Annotated in this window: 19 protein-coding genes; 8 read left to right on the top strand and 11 right to left on the bottom strand. The window is 72.3% G+C overall.

The genetic code is table 11. The features are described 5' to 3' along the window. Window positions 1–814 precede the first annotated feature (814 nt). Complete coding sequence (trpS, locus tag J7E94_RS23875) at window positions 815–1813, top strand: tryptophan--tRNA ligase (protein WP_215018740.1); 999 nt, start codon at window positions 815–817, stop codon at window positions 1811–1813. A 60-nt stretch (window positions 1814–1873) separates the two neighbouring features. Here the strand turns inward: trpS and proC are convergent, their stop codons facing one another. From proC to J7E94_RS23850, 5 genes are all read right to left on the bottom strand, one after another. Next, a complete protein-coding gene (gene proC / locus J7E94_RS23870; protein ID WP_215018738.1) occupies window positions 1874–2683 on the bottom strand; it encodes a pyrroline-5-carboxylate reductase in 810 nt (269 codons plus the stop codon). Between the two features lie 105 nt (window positions 2684–2788). After that, complete coding sequence (locus J7E94_RS23865; protein WP_215018736.1) at window positions 2789–3544, bottom strand: ABC transporter permease; 756 nt, start codon at window positions 3542–3544, stop codon at window positions 2789–2791. Next, window positions 3541–4371, bottom strand: coding sequence for an ABC transporter ATP-binding protein (locus J7E94_RS23860; protein WP_251057121.1), 831 nt, complete (start codon window positions 4369–4371; stop codon window positions 3541–3543). Before J7E94_RS23860 ends, J7E94_RS23865 begins: the two co-directional genes overlap by 4 nt. Before the next feature lie 61 nt (window positions 4372–4432). Continuing rightward, entirely contained in the window at window positions 4433–4996 is a 564-nt protein-coding gene (locus tag J7E94_RS23855) for a hypothetical protein (protein WP_215018734.1), read from the bottom strand. 80 nt (window positions 4997–5076) lie between these two features. After that, entirely contained in the window at window positions 5077–5379 is a 303-nt protein-coding gene (locus tag J7E94_RS23850) for an SH3 domain-containing protein (RefSeq protein WP_215018732.1), read from the bottom strand. A gap of 106 nt (window positions 5380–5485) precedes the next feature. Here J7E94_RS23850 and J7E94_RS23845 point away from each other — a divergent pair, with 106 nt between their 5' ends. Then, window positions 5486–7630, top strand: a complete 2145-nt coding sequence (locus J7E94_RS23845; protein WP_308345433.1) for a serine/threonine-protein kinase — start codon at window positions 5486–5488, stop codon at window positions 7628–7630. Between the two features lie 37 nt (window positions 7631–7667). On the opposite strand, the gene ilvD is transcribed toward J7E94_RS23845, so the two are convergent. From ilvD to J7E94_RS23825, 4 genes are all read right to left on the bottom strand, one after another. Next, window positions 7668–9518, bottom strand: coding sequence for a dihydroxy-acid dehydratase (gene ilvD, locus J7E94_RS23840; RefSeq protein ID WP_215018730.1), 1851 nt, complete (start codon window positions 9516–9518; stop codon window positions 7668–7670). A gap of 126 nt (window positions 9519–9644) precedes the next feature. Further along, window positions 9645–10289 (bottom strand): TetR family transcriptional regulator, encoded by a 645-nt coding sequence (locus J7E94_RS23835; RefSeq protein WP_215018728.1) that lies wholly within the window; start codon window positions 10287–10289, stop codon window positions 9645–9647. Further along, a complete protein-coding gene (locus tag J7E94_RS23830) occupies window positions 10286–11131 on the bottom strand; it encodes a sugar phosphate isomerase/epimerase (RefSeq protein ID WP_215018726.1) in 846 nt (281 codons plus the stop codon). The genes J7E94_RS23835 and J7E94_RS23830 overlap by 4 nt, the downstream gene beginning before the upstream one ends. 396 nt (window positions 11132–11527) lie before the next feature. Next, complete coding sequence (locus J7E94_RS23825; protein WP_215018723.1) at window positions 11528–12469, bottom strand: Ppx/GppA phosphatase family protein; 942 nt, start codon at window positions 12467–12469, stop codon at window positions 11528–11530. A gap of 63 nt (window positions 12470–12532) precedes the next feature. Between J7E94_RS23825 and J7E94_RS23820 the strand changes: the two genes are divergently transcribed. Next, window positions 12533–13471, top strand: a complete 939-nt coding sequence (locus J7E94_RS23820; RefSeq protein ID WP_374224492.1) for a hypothetical protein — start codon at window positions 12533–12535, stop codon at window positions 13469–13471. Here J7E94_RS23820 and J7E94_RS23815 read toward each other — a convergent pair. Next, window positions 13468–15225 (bottom strand): sigma-70 family RNA polymerase sigma factor, encoded by a 1758-nt coding sequence (locus J7E94_RS23815; RefSeq protein WP_215018721.1) that lies wholly within the window; start codon window positions 15223–15225, stop codon window positions 13468–13470. The genes J7E94_RS23820 and J7E94_RS23815 overlap by 4 nt on opposite strands. A 169-nt stretch (window positions 15226–15394) precedes the next feature. Here J7E94_RS23815 and radA point away from each other — a divergent pair, with 169 nt between their 5' ends. Then, the gene (radA, locus tag J7E94_RS23810) at window positions 15395–16807 is read left to right on the top strand and encodes a DNA repair protein RadA (protein ID WP_215018719.1); all 1413 of its coding nucleotides are present in this window, start codon (window positions 15395–15397) and stop codon (window positions 16805–16807) included. 138 nt (window positions 16808–16945) lie between these two features. Continuing rightward, window positions 16946–18070 carry a DNA integrity scanning diadenylate cyclase DisA gene (gene disA / locus J7E94_RS23805; RefSeq protein ID WP_215018716.1) on the top strand — a complete coding sequence of 375 codons (1125 nt, stop codon included), beginning with the start codon at window positions 16946–16948 and terminating at the stop codon, window positions 18068–18070. 140 nt (window positions 18071–18210) lie between these two features. On the opposite strand, the gene J7E94_RS23800 is transcribed toward disA, so the two are convergent. Next, window positions 18211–19029: a hypothetical protein gene (locus tag J7E94_RS23800; protein WP_215018714.1), complete on the bottom strand. Its 819-nt coding sequence runs from the start codon at window positions 19027–19029 to the stop codon at window positions 18211–18213. Between the two features lie 315 nt (window positions 19030–19344). Between J7E94_RS23800 and J7E94_RS23795 the strand changes: the two genes are divergently transcribed. The 3 genes from J7E94_RS23795 to J7E94_RS23785 all read left to right on the top strand — a co-directional run bounded on the left by J7E94_RS23795 (window position 19345) and on the right by J7E94_RS23785 (window position 21772). Continuing rightward, entirely contained in the window at window positions 19345–20313 is a 969-nt protein-coding gene (locus J7E94_RS23795) for an A/G-specific adenine glycosylase (protein ID WP_251057119.1), read from the top strand. Window positions 20314–20531: 218 nt separating this feature from the next. Beyond that, a complete protein-coding gene (locus tag J7E94_RS23790; protein ID WP_069920779.1) occupies window positions 20532–21092 on the top strand; it encodes a SigE family RNA polymerase sigma factor in 561 nt (186 codons plus the stop codon). A gap of 38 nt (window positions 21093–21130) precedes the next feature. Further along, window positions 21131–21772: a hypothetical protein gene (locus J7E94_RS23785; RefSeq protein ID WP_215018713.1), complete on the top strand. Its 642-nt coding sequence runs from the start codon at window positions 21131–21133 to the stop codon at window positions 21770–21772. Window positions 21773–21811 lie beyond the last annotated feature (39 nt).

Here is a 21811-nt window from a genome sequence, read left to right as displayed (position 1 = left end):
CTGTGTAAGTTGCCTGCAAGCACTCCACAAGGAAGCCTTACAGGTCTTTTTCAAAGGAACCTCATCCACCGAAATGGACGGGGTATCAACTTTTGGCGTTGATTTTTGGCACGCTGTTGAGTTCTCAAGGAACGGACGCTTCCTTTGTACTCACCCGCAGTAACATGTACTGGGGCTTTCCTCCGGGCTTTCGTTCTGTGTTCTTGCGCTTCCGACTCTATCAGACTCTCTCGGGCCTGATTTCCTCGGTGCTTTCGAGGTTCTGCGCTTTCGCGCTTTCCCTTTCCGGCGATTCCGACTCTATCAGATCCTTTCGGGCCTGACTCCCAGTCAGCGGGCTTCGCTTTCGGGGCCGTTAGGCCCTTGCGGCGAGTGAGACAGTAGCGGATTCCCTGCCCCCGAACCTAATCGGCGGCTGCGCCTGTGGACGCGGATTCCCCATTCGCAAATACGCATGAAAACGTGCCGACGCAGTGCGTCGTACGTTCGAATGTGTGGTGCGGGATGGCTGCCCGGGGCCCGACCGGAGTCGGCGTCTCACTTCGGACAACTCGAAGAACCTTACGGACCTAGGCCATTCGTGTCAACTCCGGGACAGGCGTCACCCGGAGGGCTACCCTGGAGCGCATGACAACGCATGCGCTCACGCTCAGCCTTCGCTGGTGGGCCGCCTGACGGCGGCCGACCTTCCACACGAGCACGCATGCGCTCACGGCCGCCGCTACGGCGGCCGTTTTTGTTTCTCCCCTCCCGGGAGTGGCTCGGTCGCCCGACGCGCCGGCCTCGACACCACTCACACAAGGGAGAGCAGGACATGACGAGGATCTTCAGCGGGCTCAAGCCGACCGGGCATCTGACGCTCGGGAACTACCTGGGGGCCGTGCGGCAGTGGGTTGCCACCGACCAGGAGCCGCACGACGCGCTGTTCTGCGTCGTCGACCTGCACGCGCTGACCGTTGAGCACGAGCCGGCGCGCGTACGAAGGCTCAGCCGGCAGGCAGCCACCCTGCTGCTCGCCTCCGGGCTGGATCCGCAGCGGTGCACGCTGTTCGTGCAGAGCCATGTCGACGAGCACACGCGGCTGGCGTACCTGCTGGAGTGCACCGCCACCGACGGCGAGCTGCGGCGGATGATCCAGTACAAGGAGAAGGCGGCGCGGGCGCAGGCCGCCGGGGATGGCGTACGGCTGTCACTGCTCACCTATCCCGTGCTGATGGCCGCGGACATCCTGGCGTACGGGACCCACGAGGTGCCGGTCGGTGAGGACCAGCGGCAGCACGTCGAGCTGACGCGGGATCTCGCCGTGCGGTTCAACCAGCGCTACGGGTACACCTTCACCGTGCCGAAGGCGGTCCTTCCGGCGGTCGCGGCGCGGGTCATGGACCTGCAGGAGCCGACGTCGAAGATGGGCAAGTCGCACGAGAGCAGGGCGGGGATCGTCTATCTGCTCGACGAGCCCGAGGTCGTACGCAAGAAGGTGATGCGGGCCGTCACCGACAGCGGGGACGGCGGTGTGGTCTACGACCGGGAGGCGCGGCCGGGGGTCGCGAATCTGCTGGACATCCTCGCGGCGTGCTCAGGGGGCGATCCGGCCGTGCTGGCCGAGGGGTACAGCGGGTACGGCGCGCTCAAGCGGGATGTCGCCGACGCGGTGGTCGAGCTGCTGGCGCCGGTGCAGGAGCGGCATGCCGAGCTGGCAGCTGATCCGGCGGAGGTGGAGAAGGTGCTGCGGGAGGGGGCCGGGCGGGCTCGTGAGCTGGCACGGCCGGTGGTGGACCGGGCCTACGAGGCCATCGGCCTGCTGAAGCCCTGAAGGGGGTGGAGGGGTGTAGGGGTACGGGCTGCGCTGGTGCGGGGCCGTACCCCTTGCCCGTCAGCTGTTGCCGGAGGCGAGTTCGCGGCTGCGGTCGCGGGCGGCTTCGAGGGCGGCGATCAAGGCGGCCCGTACGCCGTGCTTCTCCAGCTCCACGATCGCGTTGATCGTCGTACCGGCCGGGGAGGTGACGGCCTCGCGGAGCTTGACCGGGTGCTCGCCGCTGTCGCGGAGCATCACGGCGGCGCCGATGGCGGCCTGGACGATGAGGTCGTGGGCCTGGGCGCGGGGCAGGCCGAGGAGGATGCCGGCGTCGGTCATGGCTTCGACGAGGTAGTAGAAGTATGCGGGCCCGGAGCCGGAGAGCGCGGTGGCCGCGTCCTGCTGGGACTCGGGGACGCGCAGGGTCTTGCCGACGCCGCCGAAGATCTCCTCGGTGTGGGCGAGGTGCTCGGCGGTGGCGTGGCTGCCGGCCGAGATGACGGACATGGCCTCGTCGACGAGGGCGGGGGTGTTCGTCATAACGCGGACGACGGGGGTGCCGGGGGCGAGCCGCTCCTCGAAGAAGGAGGTGGGGATGCCGGCGGCACCGCTGATGACCAGGCGGTCGGCGGGGACGTGCGGGGCGAGCTCGTCGAGGAGCTTGCCCATGTCCTGCGGCTTGACGGTGAGGATGAGGGTGTCGGCGCGCTTGGCGGCCTCGGCGTTGGAGACGGCCTCGACGCCGTAGCGCGTACGGAGCTCCTCGGCGCGTTCGGCCCGGCGGGCGGTGACGAGGAGCTTGGAGGCGGGCCAACCGCCGCGGATCATTCCGCTGAGCAGGGCCTCGCCGATCTTGCCGGTACCGAGGACTGCGACTGTCTGGGTCATGCCCGATTCACCTCGCCGAACTTTCTTACACGTCTTCTGGGTCGTCTGCTTCTTCATCCTTGCACCCGTGCAAGGAACGGCGAGGGGATGTCCGGCCTGTGGTCGTCACGGGGTGCGGCGGCGGAGGGTGGCGGCGCCCAGGGCCAGGACGAGCAGGGCGCAGGCGGCGACGACGAGGGCGTCGCGGACGAAGTCGGCGGTCATGTCGGTGTGGGTGAGCACCTGGGTCATGCCGTCGACGGCGTAGGACATGGGCAGGACGTTCGAGATGCCTTCGAGGACGGGCTGCATGGTGTCGCGAGCCGCGAAGAGGCCGCAGAGGAGCAGCTGGGGGAAGATCACCGCCGGCATGAACTGGACGGCCTGGAACTCGGAGGCCGCGAAGGCCGAGACGAAGAGGCCGAGGGCGGTGCCGAGGAGGGCGTCGAGGAGGGCGACGAGCAGGAGCAGCCAGGGGGAGCCGACGACGTCGAGGCCGAGGAGCCACAGGGCGAGGCCGGTGGCGAGGAGGGACTGGACCACGGCGACGGCGCCGAAGGCGAGGGCGTAGCCGGCGATGAGGTCGCCCTTGCCCAGCGGCATGGCGAGGAGGCGTTCGAGGGTGCCGGAGGTGCGCTCGCGCAGCGTCGCGATGGAGGTCACCAGGAACATCGTGATGAGCGGGAAGATCCCGAGGAGGGACGCGCCGATGCTGTCGAAGGTGCGGGGGCTGCCGTCGAAGACGAAGCGGAGCAGCGTCAGCATCAGGACGGGGACCAGGAGCATCAGCGCGATGGAGCGCGGGTCGTGGCGGAGCTGGCGCAGGACGCGGGCGGCGGTGGCGGTGGTGCGGGCGGCGCTCATTGCGTTCGTGGCAGTCATCGGTGGGTCTCCCCTGCGGTGGCGTTGGCCTCGTCGACGAGGCGGAGGAAGCCTTCTTCGACGGTGGCGGAGTGGGTACGGGTGCGCAGGGCGTCGGGGGTGTCCTGGGCGAGGATGCGGCCCTCGCGCATGAGGAGCAGGTCGTGGCACCGCTCGGCCTCGTCCATGACGTGGGAGGAGACGAGGAGCGTGGCGCCGCGGGTGGCGGCGAGGTCGTGGAAGAGATTCCACAGGTCGCGGCGCAGGACGGGGTCGAGGCCGACGGTGGGTTCGTCGAGGACGAGCAGCTCGGGGGTTCCGAGGAGGGCGACGGCGAGGGAGACGCGGCTGCGCTGGCCGCCGGAGAGGTTGCCGGCGAGGGCGTCGGCGTGGGGGGTGAGGTCGACGTCGGTGATGGCGCGGGTGACGGTGGCTGCGCGGCGGTCGGCGGTGGCGCGGCCGGGGTCGAGGACGGCGGCGAAGTAGTCGAGGTTCTGCCGGACGGTGAGGTCGTCGTAGACGGAGGGCGCCTGGGTGACGTAGCCGATGCGGGAGCGGAGCTCGGGGTGGCCGGCGGGGCGGCCGAGGACGTCCAGGGTGCCGGTGACGTGGGCCTGGGTGCCGACGATGGCGCGCATGAGGGTGGATTTGCCGCAGCCGGAGGGGCCGAGGAGGCCGGTGATGCGGCCGCGGGGGACGTCGAAGGCGATGCCGTCGATCACGGTGCGGGGGGTGCGGCCGGTGCCGCGGCGGACGGTGAGGCCGTGGGCGTGCACGGCGGGGGCGGGCGCCGTGCCGGGGGCGGGGGCGGGCGCCCCTCGGGTGCCTTGCTCGGGATTATTCATCATGTGATGAATAATGCTCCTGGCGGTGCCAGGGCGTCAATCGGCCGGAAGGGGTGAGGAGGGGTTACTTCCTGCGCTTGGGGCGGCGGGCGGCCGGGTTCCCCGTACGGGTGCTGCGGCGGCGGGCGAACTTGGCCGAGGCGCGCTCGTACTCGGTGCGGCGCAGCTTCTCGCCCGGGGCCTCGACGAGGCAGCGGAGGAAGTACGCGATGAGGGAGCCGATGAAACCGATCGCCTTGAGGCCCTTGAGGGCGGCCTCGTCCGAGGAGGCGGCCTGGCGGCGGCTGAAGGACTCCCAGGTCTTGGCGAAGGCGATGGAGCTGGCGATCGCGAAGAGTACGACGACGGAGATGCTGAGGAAGGGGCCGACGTTGCCGATCTCCAGGCCCTCGTAGGCGAAGCGCAGGAGGTAGGCGCCGATGACGGCGGTGAGGAGCGAGCCGATGGCGGCACCGGCGCGGCGCAGGGCGTAGCCGCCGTCGTGCTTCACCCACGTGGTGCCGAAGAACCGGATGGGCTCGGGCTCGGGGCCGGTGGCGGCCGCCGGGGCCGGTGCCGCCGGGGCCGGTGCCGTCGGGGCCGGGGCCGGCGCGGCGGGGGTCTGGTCTCGCTGGTCGTCGTCGCTCACATCAGCGATTATCCCCCGCCGGGCCGGGCCGGCCGGGTGCGTCTCACGTGGCAGACGGGTCGCGGCCGGCCCTGTGCCCCTCAGCCGCAGCGCGGGGCGACGTAGCCGTCGCTGCCCGTCTTCACGTAGGCGTCGGACACGAACTCTCCGTTGCCGATGCAGTCCCACAGGTTCGTCGTCCCGTACGGGCCGCTGACGGTCGTGCCGGGGCACTGGCAGCGCACCGAGACGATCGCGCCGACCGGCAGCACGTCGACGATGGAGTAACTGGTCCCCGGACCGCTGCGGACGTTGAGGCTGTAGCCGGGCGCGACCGGAAAACTCTGGTATCCGGATGCGGTGGCAAGGCTCTGGACTTGGCTTGATTCGTTCTCAACGGACATGCGAAAACTCCCCCCTTGGGTGTTGCTCTGCGCAACGCGCGCAGGGTAGCAAGCCCTTGGATGTTCGCACGGGCCATCGGCTAGGCTCCGGCGGGGGTGGTGAGCGGTGCATTCGCTGCGTACGGACGCGGAGTTCCCGGAGTACGCCGGGCAGTACCGGCTCGAGTCCGTACTCGGCTCCGGCGGCATGGGCGTCGTACACCTGGCCGCTTCCGGCTCGGGGCTGAAACTCGCCGTCAAGGTCGTGCACGCGCAGCACGCGGTGGATCCCGAGTTCCGGGCCCGGTTCCGGCAGGAGGTCGCCGCCGCGCGGCGGGTGAGCGGGGCGTTCACGGCGCCTGTCGTGGACGCCGATCCGGATGCCGAACGGCCGTGGATGGCCACCCTGTTCATCGATGCCCCGACGCTGTCCGAGCGCGTACGGGAACGGGTGCTGGACCCCGTCGAGCTGACCCGGCTCGCGGCCGGGCTGGCGGAGGCGCTGCGGGACATCCACCGGGTGGGGGTCGTGCACCGGGACCTGAAGCCCAGCAACGTACTGATGGCCCCGGACGGGGTGCGGGTGATCGACTTCGGCATCTCGCGCCCGGCCGACAGCGATCTGCGGACCGAGACGGGCAAGCTGATCGGGACGCCGCCGTTCATGGCGCCGGAGCAGTTCCAGCGGCCCCGGGACGTGGGGACGGCCGCGGACGTGTTCGCGCTGGGTGCGGTGCTGGTGCACGCGGCGACCGGGCGCGGGCCGTTCGACTCCGACAGCCACTACCTCGTGGCGTACCAGGTCGTGCACGCCGAGCCCGACCTGACGGGGCTGCCGTCGCGACTCGTGCCGATCGTGGCCCGGTGCCTGGCGAAGGATCCTGCGGAGCGGCCCACCGCCGATGCGCTGATCGCCGAGATCCGGACCGTGACGAGCCGGACGGCCGAGGACACCCAGGCCTTCATCCCGCAGCCGCGCCGGCCGGTCCCGGCCGAGGAGGTCACGCACCGGCGGGACCGGATCCCCGCCGGACCCGAACCGGAACCAGCGGCAGTGGCGGCAGGCGGGGGCCGGCGGAGGATCCGGCTCGCCGCGACGGCGGCGGCGGCCCTGTTGGTGGCCGGCGGTGCGGTCGGCGGATACCTGCGGTTCGGGGTGTCGGGCGAGCCGCCCGTCGGGAAGGCCGCGGCGACGGCTCCCGCGGCGCCCAAGAGCTTCGCCCCGTGGGCCGCGCCGCTGGGCACGCCGGGGGCCGGGGGCCGTAGCCCGGCGTGCGCATGGGAGGCCGGGGCCCTCTACTGCTCCGCGCCGGGGGTGGCCGCAGCCCGCCTGGACCCGGCGAACGGCACGGTCCTGTGGTCCGTACCGAACGCCGGGCACGAGGCCTGGACCGGCAAGGACAGCACCCCCCTGTACGCGGGCGGGCTCGTGCTCGTGGTGGCGCCGGGCAGCGGGGTGCTCCGGGCACTGGATCCCGGTACGGGCGCCGAGCGCTGGCAGCGGAGCCTGCCGGGTGGTGCTCGCGTGATCGCCACCGGCGGGAAGGTACTGCTCGCGGCGGCGGACGGGAGCCTGACCGCGCTGGAACCGGGCGACGGCTCCCCGCGGTGGACCAAGCAGGTCGGCGGGGCCGGCTCCGTGTGGTGGGGCATCCCGGCGGGCACGGAACCGCCCGCACTGTACGTGGCGGCATCCGGTTCGGGCACGGGCTCGACACAGCTCGCGGCGGTGGACCCGCAGAACGGCACGGTGCTCTGGCAGAGCCGGGTCGAAGGGCGGCTGCGGCCGGTCGGTGCGGCCCGGGGCGGGATGTACCTGCTGGACAAGGACGCCCAGGCCAAGACCGGCGCGGTCGTGCGCGTGGATCTGTCGACCCGCGCCCTGCTCAGACTCCCGCTGACGGCGCCCCTCTTCGACGCGCAGGCCGCGGTGGGGACCGACGGAACCGTGTACGTCGCCGGTACCTCGGGTGGGCTGGCAGCCGTGGGAGCGGCCAAGGAGGTGTGGCGGCTGGAGACGGGCACGGCCCTCTCCTCGCAGCCGGTGTTCGCGCAGGGGCGGGTGTACCTGACCGCGCCGGACGGGCGGCTGCTGGCCGTCGACGCGCAGGCCGGGCGGCTGGTGGGGCAGACGAAGCCCCGGATGGGCGGCAGCGGCGGTGTCGTCAGCGGGACGCTTCCCGCGCCCGTGGTCGCCGACGGGCGGGTGTACGCGTCCGCGCCCGACGGGGCCGTGTTCGCGGTGGGTACGGAGAACCCCGCCGGGTGGTGATGCGCCCGGCGGGGTTCCGTGTCGTGCGTGCGGCGGGTCAGCCCAGGCGGGAGACGTCGCGGACCGCGCCCTTGTCGGCGCTGGTGGCCATGGCGGCGTAGGCGCGCAGGGCCGCCGAGACCGTGCGCTCGCGGTTCTTCGGGGCGTAGACGCCGCCCATGTCCTCGTGGCGGGCCGCCAGGGTGGCGTCGTCCACGAGGAGCTCGATCGAGCGGTTCGGGATGTCGATGCGGATCCGGTCCCCGTCCTCCACGACGGCGATGTTGCCGCCCGAGGCCGCCTCCGGGGAGGCGTGGCCGATGGACAGGCCCGAGGTGCCGCCGGAGAAGCGGCCGTCCGTCACGAGGGCGCAGACCTTGCCGAGGCCGCGGCCCTTGAGGAAGGAGGTCGGGTAGAGCATCTCCTGCATGCCGGGGCCGCCGCGCGGGCCCTCGTAGCGGATGACGACGACGTCGCCCGCCTTGATCTCCTTGCGGAGGATCTTGTCGACTGCCTCGTCCTGCGACTCGCAGACGACCGCCGGGCCCTCGAAGGTCCAGATCGACTCGTCGACGCCGGCGGTCTTGACCACGCAGCCGTCGACGGCGATGTTGCCGCGCAGGACGGCGAGGCCGCCGTCCTTGGAGTACGCGTGCTGCACGGAGCGGATGCAGCCGCCCTCGGCGTCGAGGTCGAGGGTGTCCCAGCGCTCGGACTGGGAGAAGGCGGTGGCGGAGCGCTTGCAGCCGGGGGCCGCGTGCCACAGCTCCATGGCCGTGTCGGTCGCCGTTCCGGAACGGGCGTCCCACTTCGCGAGCCAGTCCTCCAGGCCGTCGGAGTGGACGGTGGTGACGTCCTTGTTCAGGAGGCCGCCGCGGTGCAGCTCGCCGAGGATGGCGGGGATGCCGCCGGCCCGGTGGATGTCCTCCATGTAGTACGTGCCGCCGGGGGCCACGTTCGGCGCGACCTTGGACAGGCACGGGACGCGGCGCGAGACGGCGTCGATGTCGGTGAGGTCGTAGTCCAGGCCCGCTTCCTGCGCCGCGGCCAGCAGGTGCAGGATCGTGTTCGTGGAGCCGCCCATGGCGATGTCGAGGGCCATGGCGTTCTCGAAGGCCTCGCGGGTGGCGATGTTGCGCGGGAGGACGGACTCGTCGTCGTCCTCGTAGTAGCGCTTGGTGATCTCCACGACCGTGCGGCCGGCGTCCTCGTACAGGGCGCGGCGGGCGGTGTGCGTGGCGAGGACGGAGCCGTTGCCGGGGAGGGCCAGGCCGATGGCCTCGGCGAGGCAGTTCATCGAGTTGGCCGTGAACATGCCGCTACAGGAGCCGCAGGTGGGACAGGCGTTCTCCTCGATGCGGAGCACGTCCTCGTCGGAGACGTTCTCGTTGGAGGCGTCGACCATGGCGTCGATCAGGTCGAGCTTGCGGACGGTGCCGTCGACCAGCGTGGCCTGGCCGGCCTCCATGGGGCCGCCGGAGACGAAGACGACCGGGATGTTGAGGCGCATGGCGGCCATCAGCATGCCCGGGGTGATCTTGTCGCAGTTGGAGATGCAGATCAGGGCGTCGGCGCAGTGGGCTTCGACCATGTACTCCACGCTGTCCGCGATGAGGTCGCGGGAGGGCAGGGAGTACAGCATGCCCGCGTGGCCCATGGCGATGCCGTCGTCGACCGCGATCGTGTTGAACTCGCGCGGGATGGCACCGGCGGCGCGGATGGCGTCGGAAACGATCCGGCCCACCGGGGCGAGGTGCGTGTGTCCGGGGACGAACTCGGTGAAGGAGTTGGCGACCGCGATGATCGGCTTCCCGATGTCCTCGCTCGCTACGCCCGACGCACGCATAAGGGCGCGTGCGCCCGCCATGTTGCGGCCGTGGGTGACGGTGCGGGACCTCAGCTCGGGCATGCGGTTTCACTCCCCATGAGTGCGGCTGTTGCGTAGATCAGCCGCGACTGCGGATATGGCTCAGATACGAGGCTACGCCCACCGCCCGGGATCCGGACAGGAAGTCCGCATGGCGGGACGGGCGGCTCAGTCTTCGGTCAGGTACCGCTGAAGAGTAGGGGCTACGAGCGCCACGATGTCATCGGGGTCGGCTGAGGCGAGGGGCTCGACCCGGACCACGTAGCGGAGGATCGCGATGCCGACCATGTGGGAGGCGGCGAGCTCGGCGCGGAAGGTGGGGTCGGGGACGTCGAGGTCGGCGGCGACCCGCTCCAGGACCCGCCTCAGCACCAGCCCGCGCAGCACCTTCGCGGCGGCCTCGTGCGTGAGGGCGGAGCGGATCACGGCGAGGAGCGGGGCCCGGGTGACCGGGTTCTCCCAGATCCCCAGGAAATAGCGGGCGAGGCGTTCGCCGATGCCGTCGGGCCCCTCGCCGAGGATCGACGGGACCACTAGGGCCGGCTCCATGCTCAGCTCGATGGCGGCGGCGAAGAGGTCGTCCTTGCTGCCGAAGTAGTGGTGGACCAGGGCCGGGTCCACGCCGGCGACCTTCGCGATGCCGCGCACGGACGTCTTGTCGTAGCCGCGCTCCGCGAACACCTCGCGGGCGGCGAGGCGGATCCGCTCCTGGGTGCCGGGCCCGTCGTCGACCTCGTCCTGGCGCGGCCGGCCGGGCCCGCGGCGCCGGCGCGGCTGCTCGGACTGTTCGGGCTGTTCGGGCTGTTCGGTCATGGGCGTCGGGCCCGGTGCCGCTTGACGGGAGCAGGACTGGCTGCGGCGGCGAGGTGCAGCCGTGTGAAGGCCAGCGCCTCGGCGAGATCGGCCTCCCGCTCGGCGGAGGACATGGCCCGCCGCGTGTTGACCTCGATGACGACGTGCCCGTCGAAGGAGCTCCGGGCGAGCCGCTCCAGCAGTTCAGCGCACGGCTGGGTCCCCCGTCCCGGAACCAGGTGCTCGTCCTTCGCCGAACCATTTCCGTCGGCGAGGTGCACGTGCGCCAGCCGGTCGCCCATCCGGTCGATCATGGCGATGGCGTCGGTCCGGGCGGTGGCGGTGTGCGAAAGGTCGACGGTGAAATGCCGGTAGTCGTCCTTGGTCACGTCCCACTCGGGGGCGTAGGCGAGCATCTCGCGGTCGCGGTACCGCCACGGATACATGTTCTCGACGGCGAACCGGACGTCGGTCTCGTCGGCCATCCTCCAGATGCCGCTGACGAAGTCACGCGAGTACTGCCGCTGCCACCGAAACGGCGGATGCACGACAACGGTGCCGGCCCCGAGCCGCTCGGCCGCCGCCTGCGCCCGCTGCAACTTGGTCCAGGGATCGGTGGACCACACCCGCTGGGTGATCAGCAGACAGGGCGCGTGCACGGCCAGGATCGGAACCTGATGATGATCCGACAGCCGCCGCAGGGCATCGATGTCCTGGCTGACCGGATCCGTCCAGACCATGACTTCGACGCCGTCGTACCCGAGGCGCGCGGCGATCTCGAAGGCGGTCGCCGTCGACTCCGGATACACGGAGGCAGTGGAGAGGGCGACTTTCGCGGTCGGGATGCGGACTGGTTCTGCCACGCAGACAGCGTACGGGGCCACAGCCCCCGGGGAACGTGACGGCGACCACGCCGGGGGGCGGGGCGGGGGGCGGGGCGGGGCGGGGCCCGATAGGGCGGAGCTGGAAGGACGGGCGGTGGTTCTGTACGTCGGGGGACAGCGGGTCGGAATCAGTGAGGTTCGGGGGTTTCCCGTCAGTCTCATCGTCTCTCCGGTTCGGCTCCCTTGGGTCCCGACCCCCGAAGCCCCCGACCCGCCGGGCGAACCCGCCCGAGGGGACGGGGCCGGGCCCGGCCCCGTCCGACAATCTGCCGGGTCTCGGTTGCACCGCCGAGGGCGGCGGGTGGGCAACCGCTGCCCAGCAGCGGGGGGTGGGAGGGGAGCGAAGGCCCCGACCGGGCGAGAACCCCCGCCGCCTCAGCCCCCCGACGGCGTCGGCAGGTGGTCCAGGCGGCGGAGGATCACGCCCTCGCGGAGGGCCCAGGGGCAGATTTCGAGTTCGTCGACGCCGAAGAGGTCCATCGCGCCCTCCGCGACCAGGGCACCCGCCAGGAGCTGGTTCGCGCGGCCCTCCGAGACGCCCGGGAGGGCCGCCCGCTGGGCCGTGGTCATCGCGGCCAGGCGCGGGACCCACTCCTCCAAGGACTTGCGGGTCAGGTCCCGCTGCACGTAGAGGCCCTCCGCCGAGCGGGCCGCGCCCGCGATGCGCGCCAGCTGCTTGAACGTCTTCGACGTCGCCACCACGTGGTCCGGTGCCCCGAAGCGTCTGAACTCGCGCACCGTGCGCGCGATCTCCGCCCGCACGTGCCGCCGCAGCGCCCGGATGTCCTGGGCGTCGGGCGGGTCGCCCGGGAGCCAGCCCGCCGTCAGGCGGCCCGCGCCCAGCGGGAGGGAGACGGCCGCGTCCGGGTCCTCGTCGATGCCGTACGCGATCTCCAGCGAGCCGCCGCCGATGTCCAGGACCAGCAGTTTCCCGGCCGACCAGCCGAACCAGCGGCGCGCGGCCAGGAAGGTCAGCCGCGCCTCGTCGTCACCGCTGAGGACCGGCAGGTCGACCCCGGTCTCGGCCTTGACCCGGGCCAGGACCTCGTCCGCGTTCGGGGCCTCGCGTACGGCACTGGTCGCGAAGGGGAGGACGTCCTCGCAGCCCTTGTCCTCGGCCGCCTGCACGGCGTCGCCGATGACCGAAATCAGACGTTCTACGCCCTCGGGGGTGACGGCTCCGCGCCCATCGAGGAGCTCCGCCAGCCGCATCTCCACCTTGTGCGAGTGCGCCGGCTGCGGGCGCGCACCGGGGTGCGCGTCCACCACCAGCAGATGGACCGTATTCGAACCCACATCCAGGACACCGAGTCTCATGGGGGGAAACGCTACTGCGACGAACGCGGAGGGGTGGAGTAAGGGGCGCTTAGGCTGGTGTTTGTGCCAAATACGAAGAAGGCCAACAAGACCCGGTCGAAGAAGGACGCGGGCAAGGACACGGGCAAGGCCGAAAACGGCCCCCTGGCCACGGCTACGGCCAAGGCCACGACCAAGGCCAAGGTGAGCGCCAAGACCGCCGTCTCGGACGAGAAGGGGCTGGACTTCCCTCGTGCGTGGGTGGAGTTTCCCGACCCCGCCGACGAGGAGCAGGTCTTCCGCTGCGACCTGACCTGGCTGACCTCCCGCTGGACCTGTATCTTCGGCAGCGGCTGCCAGGGCATCCAGGCGGGCCGGGCGGACGACGGCTGCTGCACGCTCGGCGCGCACTTCTCTGACGAGGACGACGAGAAGCGGGTCGCCTCACACGTGGCGCGGCTGACGCCGGAGCTGTGGCAGTTCCACGACGTCGGCAGCGAGACCGGGTGGACGCAGTTCGACGACGACGGGGAGAAGCAGACCCGCCGCTGGGACGGCGCCTGCATCTTCCTGAACCGGCCCGGTTTCCCGGCCGGGGCCGGCTGCTCCTTGCACATCCTGGCGCTGAAGAGCGGCCAGGAGCCGCTGGAGACGAAGCCGGACGTCTGCTGGCAGCTGCCGATCCGCCGCACGTACGACTGGATCGACCGGCCGGACGACACCCGGGTGCTCCAGGTGTCGATCGGCGAGTACGACCGGCGCGGCTGGGGTCCGGGCGGCCACGACCTGCACTGGTGGTGTACGTCGGCCACGTCCGCGCACGGCGCCGGGGACCCGGTCTACGTGTCGTACCGGCCCGAGCTGACGGAGCTGATGGGCAAGGAGGCGTACGAAACGCTGGTGGGGCTGTGCGAGGCGCGGCTCGCCTCGCTGCTGCCGATGGCCCCGCACCCGGCCGACCCGGTTCCCGGTAGGCCTGCGGATCCGGGTACCGGGACCGGTACGGCTCCGAAGCCCGTCTAGGGCGAGGAGGCCGAGGCCGACGGTCCCGGTTCCGGGGAAACCGTTCCTCCCGGAGACGGCGTCGGCACCGTGGACTCCTCAGGAGTCGGCGTGGGTGTCGGAGTGGGCGGCGTCGGGGTCGGGGTGGGCGTCGGAGTCGGGGTCGGGGTCGGCGTGGGATCCGGCGTCGGTGTCGACGGGGGCTCCGCTGTCGGCGCCGGGCGGCCGCGGCCCCGGATGGAGACGACCGCCCCGCCCGGGTCCACCCCGACCCGGGCGCTCCAGGCGCCGACGGGCTGGGTTTCGGGGTCGACGGTGATCCGCAGGGTGACCGATTCTCCGGGCGCCAGCGTGCCCGCGGTCCGGCTCGCGCGCAGCCAGGGCGCGTCGGACCAGAGCCGCCAGTCGACCGGGGTGCCGCCGGAGGCGGTGAGGGTGAGCACGGTGGTGGTGCCGTGGGAGGACGCGGCGACGGTGAGCCGGCCGGGGGCCCCGGGGCCGGCGTGGTCGGGGGGCCCGGGCGGGCCGGTGCTGATCACCTCGACGGAGACGTCGGGGTCGGCGGTGCCCGGGGCGAAGCCGGGGCCGCCGGTGGTGGTGGCGGCGTTGCCGGTGTTCTCGTAGGCGGTGAGCGGGCGGCCCCCGATGTGCGGCGGCAGCGGGAGGTCGGATTCGCTCGCGGAGATGCGGGTGGTGTCGGAGCCGGCCGGTTCGCCGGTGCTGGGCGCGCCGCGGTACGCCGCCCACAGCGCCAGGACCGGGGCGGCGACGACGGTGGCGACCACGGTGGTGGTCACCGCCCGGGCCCGCAGCCGGTCGCGGCGGGCCGCGCGGTCCTTGGGGTCCATGGGGAAGCCGGTGCGGTCGAAGCGCGGGCCGGGCCGGCGGCGCCGGGCGGAGCGGAGCATCGCGGCGTGCACGGCGGTGCGGGGGGCGGGGACGAGCGGGAGGGCGGCCGTCTTGATGCTGCCGGAGCCGGGCCAGGGGGCCGCGGCGCCCACGCGTTCGGCGACGCGGCGGCAGCGCGGGCAGTCGTCGACGTGGCGCACGAGTTCGGCGCGCAGGGTGGTGGACAGCAGCACCTGCCCGTCGCCGGTGAGCCGGGAGGCGGTGGGGCAGCTGCCGGTCTCCAGGACGGCGAGGGCGGCGCGGGTGCGCTCCACCTCGCAGGCGGCGCCGGACAGGAGCTCGCGGGCGGTGGCCGCGGGGGTGCCGAGTACGGAGGCCAGTTCGGTGACGCCGAGGCGGTGGCGGACGGCGAGTTCGAGGGCCTCGCGCTGCTCGGGCGTGGTTCCGGCGGCCTCCGGCCAGGCGAGGCGGGCCAGCTCGGTACGGCGGTACGCGCTCACGTCAAGCGTGCGGTGGGCTTCGGGGGCCCGGCCGCTGCCGGGCCCGGTGCCGGGCCCACCCCCCGGCGCACGGCCGGGTCCGGTGTGCTCCGGCGCACGCCGGGCGGAATGCGCTCCCTGCCGTGCGCGCCGCTGCTCCGCCAGCCGGTGCAGGCAGCCCCAGCGGGCGAGGGCGTACAGCCAGGCCCGCAGGTCGCCTTCGTCGGGACATCGGCCGGGGTGCCGCTCGGCCACGGCGAGGACGTCGCCGAGCACGTCGGTGGCGGAGTCGTGATCACACAGGACCGACAGGCAGTACGTGAAGAGGCCGTCCAGGTAGGGCTCGTGCCGGAAGGGCGGCGGCGGCTCCCCTTCGGGGGGCGTGCGCCCGTGCGCCCGGTGTACGCCGGTGCGCGATGAGGGGTGTGCCTGGCTGCTGCTGTTCACCTGGCGACCGTAGGCGGCGCGCCGGTTGTGCTCCGGAAGCCTTTCCCACATTTAGCCCTTACGGGTGAACAGATCGGTGCGGCGCTGACCGCGCCCCTGACGTACGCCGCCGTACCGCAGCCCTACCGCGCCCCCGGCGCTGTCGGTGGGGGCCGCTACCGTGGGGCGCATGGCTGCCCGTACTGCTCGTTCATCCGCCAAGGACCGGCCGTCCTACCGTTGTACCGAGTGCGGCTGGACGACCGCGAAGTGGCTCGGGCGCTGCCCCGAGTGCCAGGCGTGGGGCACCATCGAGGAGACGGGCGCGCCCGCCGTGCGGACCACCGCCGCCGGCCGGGTGTCGACCGCCGCGCTGCCGATCGCGCAGGTCGACGGGCGGACCGCGACCGCGCGCAGCACCGGCGTGGACGAGCTGGACCGCGTCCTCGGCGGCGGGCTCGTGCCCGGCGCCGTCGTCCTGCTCGCCGGTGAGCCCGGCGTCGGGAAGTCGACGCTGCTGCTGGACGTCGCGGCCAAGGCTGCCAGTGACGAGCACCGCACCCTCTACGTCACGGCCGAGGAATCGGCGAGCCAGGTGCGGCTGCGTGCCGACCGGATCAACGCCCTCAACGACCACCTCTACCTCGCCGCCGAGACCGATCTCTCGGCGGTGCTCGGGCACCTCGACGCCGTGAAGCCCTCCCTCCTCGTCCTGGACTCCGTACAGACCGTCGCCTCCCCCGAGATCGACGGCGCGCCCGGCGGCATGGCCCAGGTGCGCGAGGTGGCCGGAGCGCTGATCCGGGCCTCCAAGGAGCGCGGGATGGCCACCCTCCTCGTGGGCCACGTGACCAAGGACGGGGCCATCGCCGGCCCCCGCCTCCTGGAGCACCTCGTCGACGTGGTGCTGAGCTTCGAGGGCGACCGGCACGCCCGGCTGCGGCTCGTACGGGGTGTGAAGAACCGCTACGGGGCCACCGACGAGGTCGGCTGCTTCGAACTGCACGACGAGGGGATCACCGGACTCGCCGACCCCAGCGGACTGTTCCTGACCCGGCGCGCCGAGGCCGTCCCCGGGACCTGCCTGACCGTGGCCCTGGAGGGCAAGCGGCCGCTGGTCGCGGAGGTGCAGGCGCTGACGGTGGACTCGCAGATCCCCTCGCCCCGGCGCACCACCTCGGGCCTGGAGACCTCCCGCGTCTCGATGATGCTGGCGGTGCTGGAGCAGCGCGGCCGGATCACGGCGCTGGGCAAGCGGGACATCTACAGCGCCACCGTGGGCGGGGTGAAGCTGACCGAGCCGGCCGCCGACCTGGCGATCGCGCTCGCCCTGGCCTCGGCCGCCAGTGACGTCCCGCTCCCGAAGAACCTGGTGGCCATCGGGGAGGTCGGCCTGGCCGGGGAGGTGCGCCGGGTGACCGGCGTGCAGCGGCGGCTCGCGGAAGCGCACCGGCTCGGCTTCACGCACGCCCTGGTGCCGTCGGATCCGGGCAAGGTGCCGGCCGGCATGAAGGTCATCGAGGTGGCCGATATGGGTGAGGCGCTACGGGTGCTGCCGCGCGGGCGGTCCCGTACGCCGGCCAAGGAGCGGGCGGGCGAATAGCAGGTCAGAGGGTCCGTACCGGGTCCTCGCGCGGCGTACCTGGCCAAGCCGCGGCGGGGCCGCAGGGCGCGCCGGTAGACTTTGGGCTGGTCCGCCCGGCCGTACGCAGGCGGCGCAACCCGCGACCCGAGGAGTGCAGTGGCAGCCAAGGACGGGGCAGCAGCATCCGGCAAGTCGGGCGCGAGCTCCAAGCAGGAGGCCATGATGCGCGCCTCGCTGAGCGCGGTCGCGCCTGGTCAGCCGCTGCGTGACGGCCTGGAACGGATCGTCCGCGGCAACACCGGCGGGCTGATCGTCCTCGGCATGGACAAGAGCGTCGAAGCGATGTGCACCGGCGGCTTCGTCCTGGACGTGGAGTTCACCGCGACCCGGCTGCGCGAGCTGTGCAAGCTCGACGGCGCGCTCATCCTCGACAAGGACATCACCAAGATCCTGCGGGCCGGTGTCCAGCTGGTGCCGGACGCGTCGATCCCGACGGAGGAGACGGGTACGCGCCACCGTACGGCCGACCGCGTCTCCAAGCAGTGCGGCTTCCCGGTCGTGTCGGTCTCCCAGTCCATGCGGCTGATCGCGCTGTACGTGGACGGGGAGCGGCGGGTCCTGGAGGAGTCCGGGGCGATCCTGTCGCGGGCGAACCAGGCGCTGGCCACGCTGGAGCGGTACAAGCTGCGGCTGGACGAGGTCGCGGGCACGCTGTCGGCGCTGGAGATCGAGGACCTGGTCACGGTCCGCGATGTGACGGCGGTCGCGCAGCGGCTGGAAATGGTCCGCCGGATCGCGACGGAGATCGCCGAGTACGTGGTCGAACTGGGCACGGACGGGCGACTGCTGTCGCTGCAGCTGGACGAGCTGACGGTGGGGATCGAGCAGGAGCGGGAGCTGGTGATCCGGGACTACGTGCCGGAGCCGACGGCGAAGCGTTCCCGCACGGTGGACGAGGCGCTGTCCGAGCTGGACGCGCTGACGCACCCGGAGCTGCTGGAACTGGCCATCGTCGCGAAGGCGCTGGGCTACACGGGCTCCCCGGAAACCCTCGACTCGGCGGTGTCGCCGCGGGGCTACCGGCTGTTGGCGAAGGTGCCGCGGCTGCCGGGCGCGATCATCGAGCGGCTGGTGGAGCACTTCGGCGGCCTGCAGAAACTGCTCGCTGCCAGCGTGGACGACCTCCAGACGGTGGACGGCGTGGGCGAGGCCCGTGCGCGCAGCGTCCGCGAGGGGCTGTCCCGACTGGCCGAATCCTCAATCCTCGAGCGGTACGTCTAGGTGCTGTAGCCGGAAAGGTTTGCCGGGGCGCGGCGTCCAGGCCACAGCACTGGCCTAGGACTTGCCTCCGAGCACCAGCTCAGCGGTCCAGGCCTCTCCCGCCTTGCCGCCGGTGCTGTCGGCAGGCACGCCCCGGGCAGCTACTCCTGCTTGAGGACGAACGAGGTGCGGGCTACCGGCATGCCGGGGGACTTGGCCTCGACCACGTACGTGTCCGGAGCCGCAGCCCCCGCCGGAGGCGTCTGGCACTGGTCGGGCGCGCTGAATCGGCGGTCCCACTCCAGCGACTGCTTCGTCTCGCTCTGCGCCGGGAGGCGGAAGAACGCGTTGCCGGCACCCGTCGGGCAGTCCGCCGAGGACCACACCGCCTTCGTGCTGGTCGCCTGAATGGTCAGGACCGCCTGCTTCGGGCCGAGGTCGACCTTGCAGGTGGTGCCGGAGATGTTGCGGGCGATCAGTTCGAGGCGGGGCTTCTCGTTCGCCTCGTACTCGTTCTTCACGCTCTTGACCTCCCACTGGAGCGCGGTCGGTGCGCACGTGGGGAGCGAGGAGTCCGCCGGGACCGGGGCCGGGGCTCCGCCGCCGGCGGCCGCGCCGCCCGAGCCCGAGCCAGAGTCGGATCCGGGGTCCGCACCGGAGCCCGGTTCGCCGTTCTTGCCGGCGCCCCCCGCGCCGCCCGCACCGCCGCCCTCGGAACCGGTGCTGCCGCCGCCCGATTCCGTGCGTCCGCCCGGGGCCTGACTGATCGCCGGCCCCGTACCCGGCGGGCCGGGGGTGATCGAGACGGCCGGGTCCGGGCCGGCCTGGCCCTTGCCGTTCGTAGTGGACTTGCCGCCACCGGAACTGACGGTCCATACGGCGAGGAGCGCGAGGAGCGCGAGAACGGACGCCAGAACAGCCCTCCGTCGCCAGTAGATGGAGGAGGGGAGCGGCCCGACCGGATTGCGCAGAGATCCCACGAACGGAACTTTACGAGAGTCCGCCCCCCGATCGGTGCCCCACATGCCGCACAGCAGGCTCGATTTGCCGATGATCATCCTGCGGGCGCAATCCTGACCCCCGGGAATCGGCCAGGAGGCTGACGCCGCGCATCATCGCGCCTGCGTACCGTCGGTGATCACGGGCAGCTCCGGGCTTCACCGCCCGCAGCCGTCAGGTGGCGGCGAGGAGTGCGAGCACCACCGCCGTGCGGGCGACGGGAGCGCGCGCCCTGTCCGGTTCACCGGCCCGGGCCCGGCACGCCAGGGGTGAAACATGCCAGGATGCCGTCTGCCATGACTGCATCCCCCGTTTCCTCCACAGACGCAGACGTATCCCCGGACGTAACCACGGACGCGTCCCCGGACGCAGCCCCGGACGCCCCCGACGTCTCGCACGCGCTGCACTCCCCCGTCATCGCGTGGTTCGACGAGCACGCCCGCGACCTGCCCTGGCGCCGCCCCGAGGCCGGCCCCTGGGGGGTCATGGTCAGCGAGTTCATGCTCCAGCAGACGCCCGTCAGCCGGGTCCTGCCGGTATACGAGCAGTGGATCGCCCGCTGGCCCCGCCCCGCCGACCTGGCCGCCGAGGCCCCCGGCGAGGCCGTCCGGGCCTGGGGGCGGCTCGGCTACCCCCGCCGCGCCCTGCGGCTGCACGGCGCGGCCGTCGCGATAACGGAGCGGCACGGGGGCGACGTACCGCGGGACCACGCGCAGCTCCTCGCGCTGCCCGGGATCGGCGAGTACACCGCGGCCGCCGTGGCCTCCTTCGCCTACGGGCAGCGGCACGCCGTGCTCGACACCAACGTCCGGCGGGTCTTCGCCCGCACCGCCACCGGCGTCGAGTACCCGCCGAACGCCACCACCGCCGCCGAGCGGCGCCTGGCCCGGGCGCTGCTGCCGAAGGACGAGGAGACCGCGGCCCGCTGGGCGGCGGCCTCGATGGAGCTCGGCGCGCTGGTGTGCACTGCCAAGAGCCCCGACTGCGCCCGCTGCCCGGTGGCCGGACTGTGCGCGTGGCGGCTCGCCGGGAAGCCGCCGCACGAGGGGCCGCCGCGGCGCGGGCAGACGTACGCCGGGACCGACCGCCAAGTGCGCGGCAGGCTCCTCGCCGTGCTCCGGGAGGCGGCCGGCGCGGTTCCGCAGGCCGTGCTCGACACGGTCTGGGAGGAGCCGGTGCAGCGGGCCCGGGCGCTCGACGGCCTGGTCTCCGACGGGCTGGTGGAACCCCTCGCCGGCGGGTTCTACCGGCTGCCGCTCACCTGATCCGCACGCGGGCGAGCAGGGATCCGATCCCGGCCCGGAGCTGACTCAAAGATTCCGCTTCCGGCCGGGAAACCCCAGCTCACGGGCACTGTTACACAACCTATGGGTGTCCGTGCGCCCACCGAAGGCTGGCCCGCACAGGCTCGTGACAACCCCTCCGTACCTTCGGATCCGTAAGACAGCGGATCAGCGGTTGGTCGGAACGGAGGCGGTCTGAGATGGCGCACGGCGAGGTACTCGAATTCGAAGAGTACGTACGCACTCGGCAGGACGCGCTGCTGCGCAGCGCCCGGCGCCTGGTCCCGGACCCCACCGACGCGCAGGACCTGCTCCAGACCGCCCTGGTGCGCACCTACGGCCGCTGGGACGGCATCGCCGACAAGTCCCTCGCCGATGCCTACCTGCGCCGGGTCATGATCAACACCCGTACCGAGTGGTGGCGCGCCCGCAAGCTCGAAGAGGTCCCCACCGAGCAGCTCCCCGACGCCTCCGTCGAGGACGGCTCCGACCAGCGCGCCGACCGCGCCCTGCTGATGGACATCCTCAAGGTGCTCGCGCCCAAGCAGCGCAGTGTGGTCGTGCTGCGACACTGGGAGCAGATGAGCACCGAGGAGACCGCCGCCGCGCTCGGAATGTCGGCGGGTACGGTGAAGAGCACTCTGCACCGCGCGCTGGCCCGCCTCCGGCAGGAACTGGAGAGCCGGGACCTGGACATGCGGGCGCTGGAGCGCGGTGACCACACCATCCGGTACGAAGGGCGTGAGCGGTGCGCGGCCTGAGCGGCCAAGAACTGACCGGCAGACGTTCGCTGGTCCTGATGTCGGCGGGTACGGTCGTCCTCGTCGGCACCGCTGTGTTCGCGGTCGGTTGCGCCACCGGCGGCACCGGCCTGCGCGACGGCGGCCCCGCACGTACCGAGACGGTGGCCAAGACCACCCCGACCGCCGCCTCCTCCCCCGGCGGGTCCCCGCCCTCGGCGGCCGCCTCCGGCCGGCCCCTGAAGAAGGTCGACCCCGTCGCGCTGCTCAAGGCGGACCCCAAGGTCAGCGCCGAGATCAAGCGGGACCTCAAGCCCTGCACGGGCAAGGAGTACCCCGTGGACGTCAGCTACGGGAGGGTCACCGGCAGCTCCGTCGTCGACATCGTGGTCAACGTCCTGTCCTGCGCCGACGCGCTCGGCCGCGGCTCGTACGTGTACCGGGCGGACGGCGCGAAGTACGAGAATGTGTTCTCGGACGAACAGCCCCCCGTCTACGCCGAGATCGACCGGGGCGACCTCGTGGTCACCAAGCAGGTCTACGGAAAGAGCGACGCGCTCTCCTATCCGTCGGGCGAGGACGTGATCACGTACCGCTGGGACGGGGAGAAGTTCACCGAGCAGGACCGAGTCCACTCGGAATACAGCAACGTGGTCGACGGCGGAGCCCAGCCCGCGCCGGCCGCGAGTCAGAAGAACTGAGCACCGAAGAACCCAGCACCGAGAGCACCGAGTACCGAG

This window comes from Streptomyces sp. ISL-94 (assembly GCF_018614075.1).
GTDB lineage: Bacteria > Actinomycetota > Actinomycetes > Streptomycetales > Streptomycetaceae > Streptomyces.
This window is presented reverse-complemented; position numbering and strand designations above follow the sequence as displayed.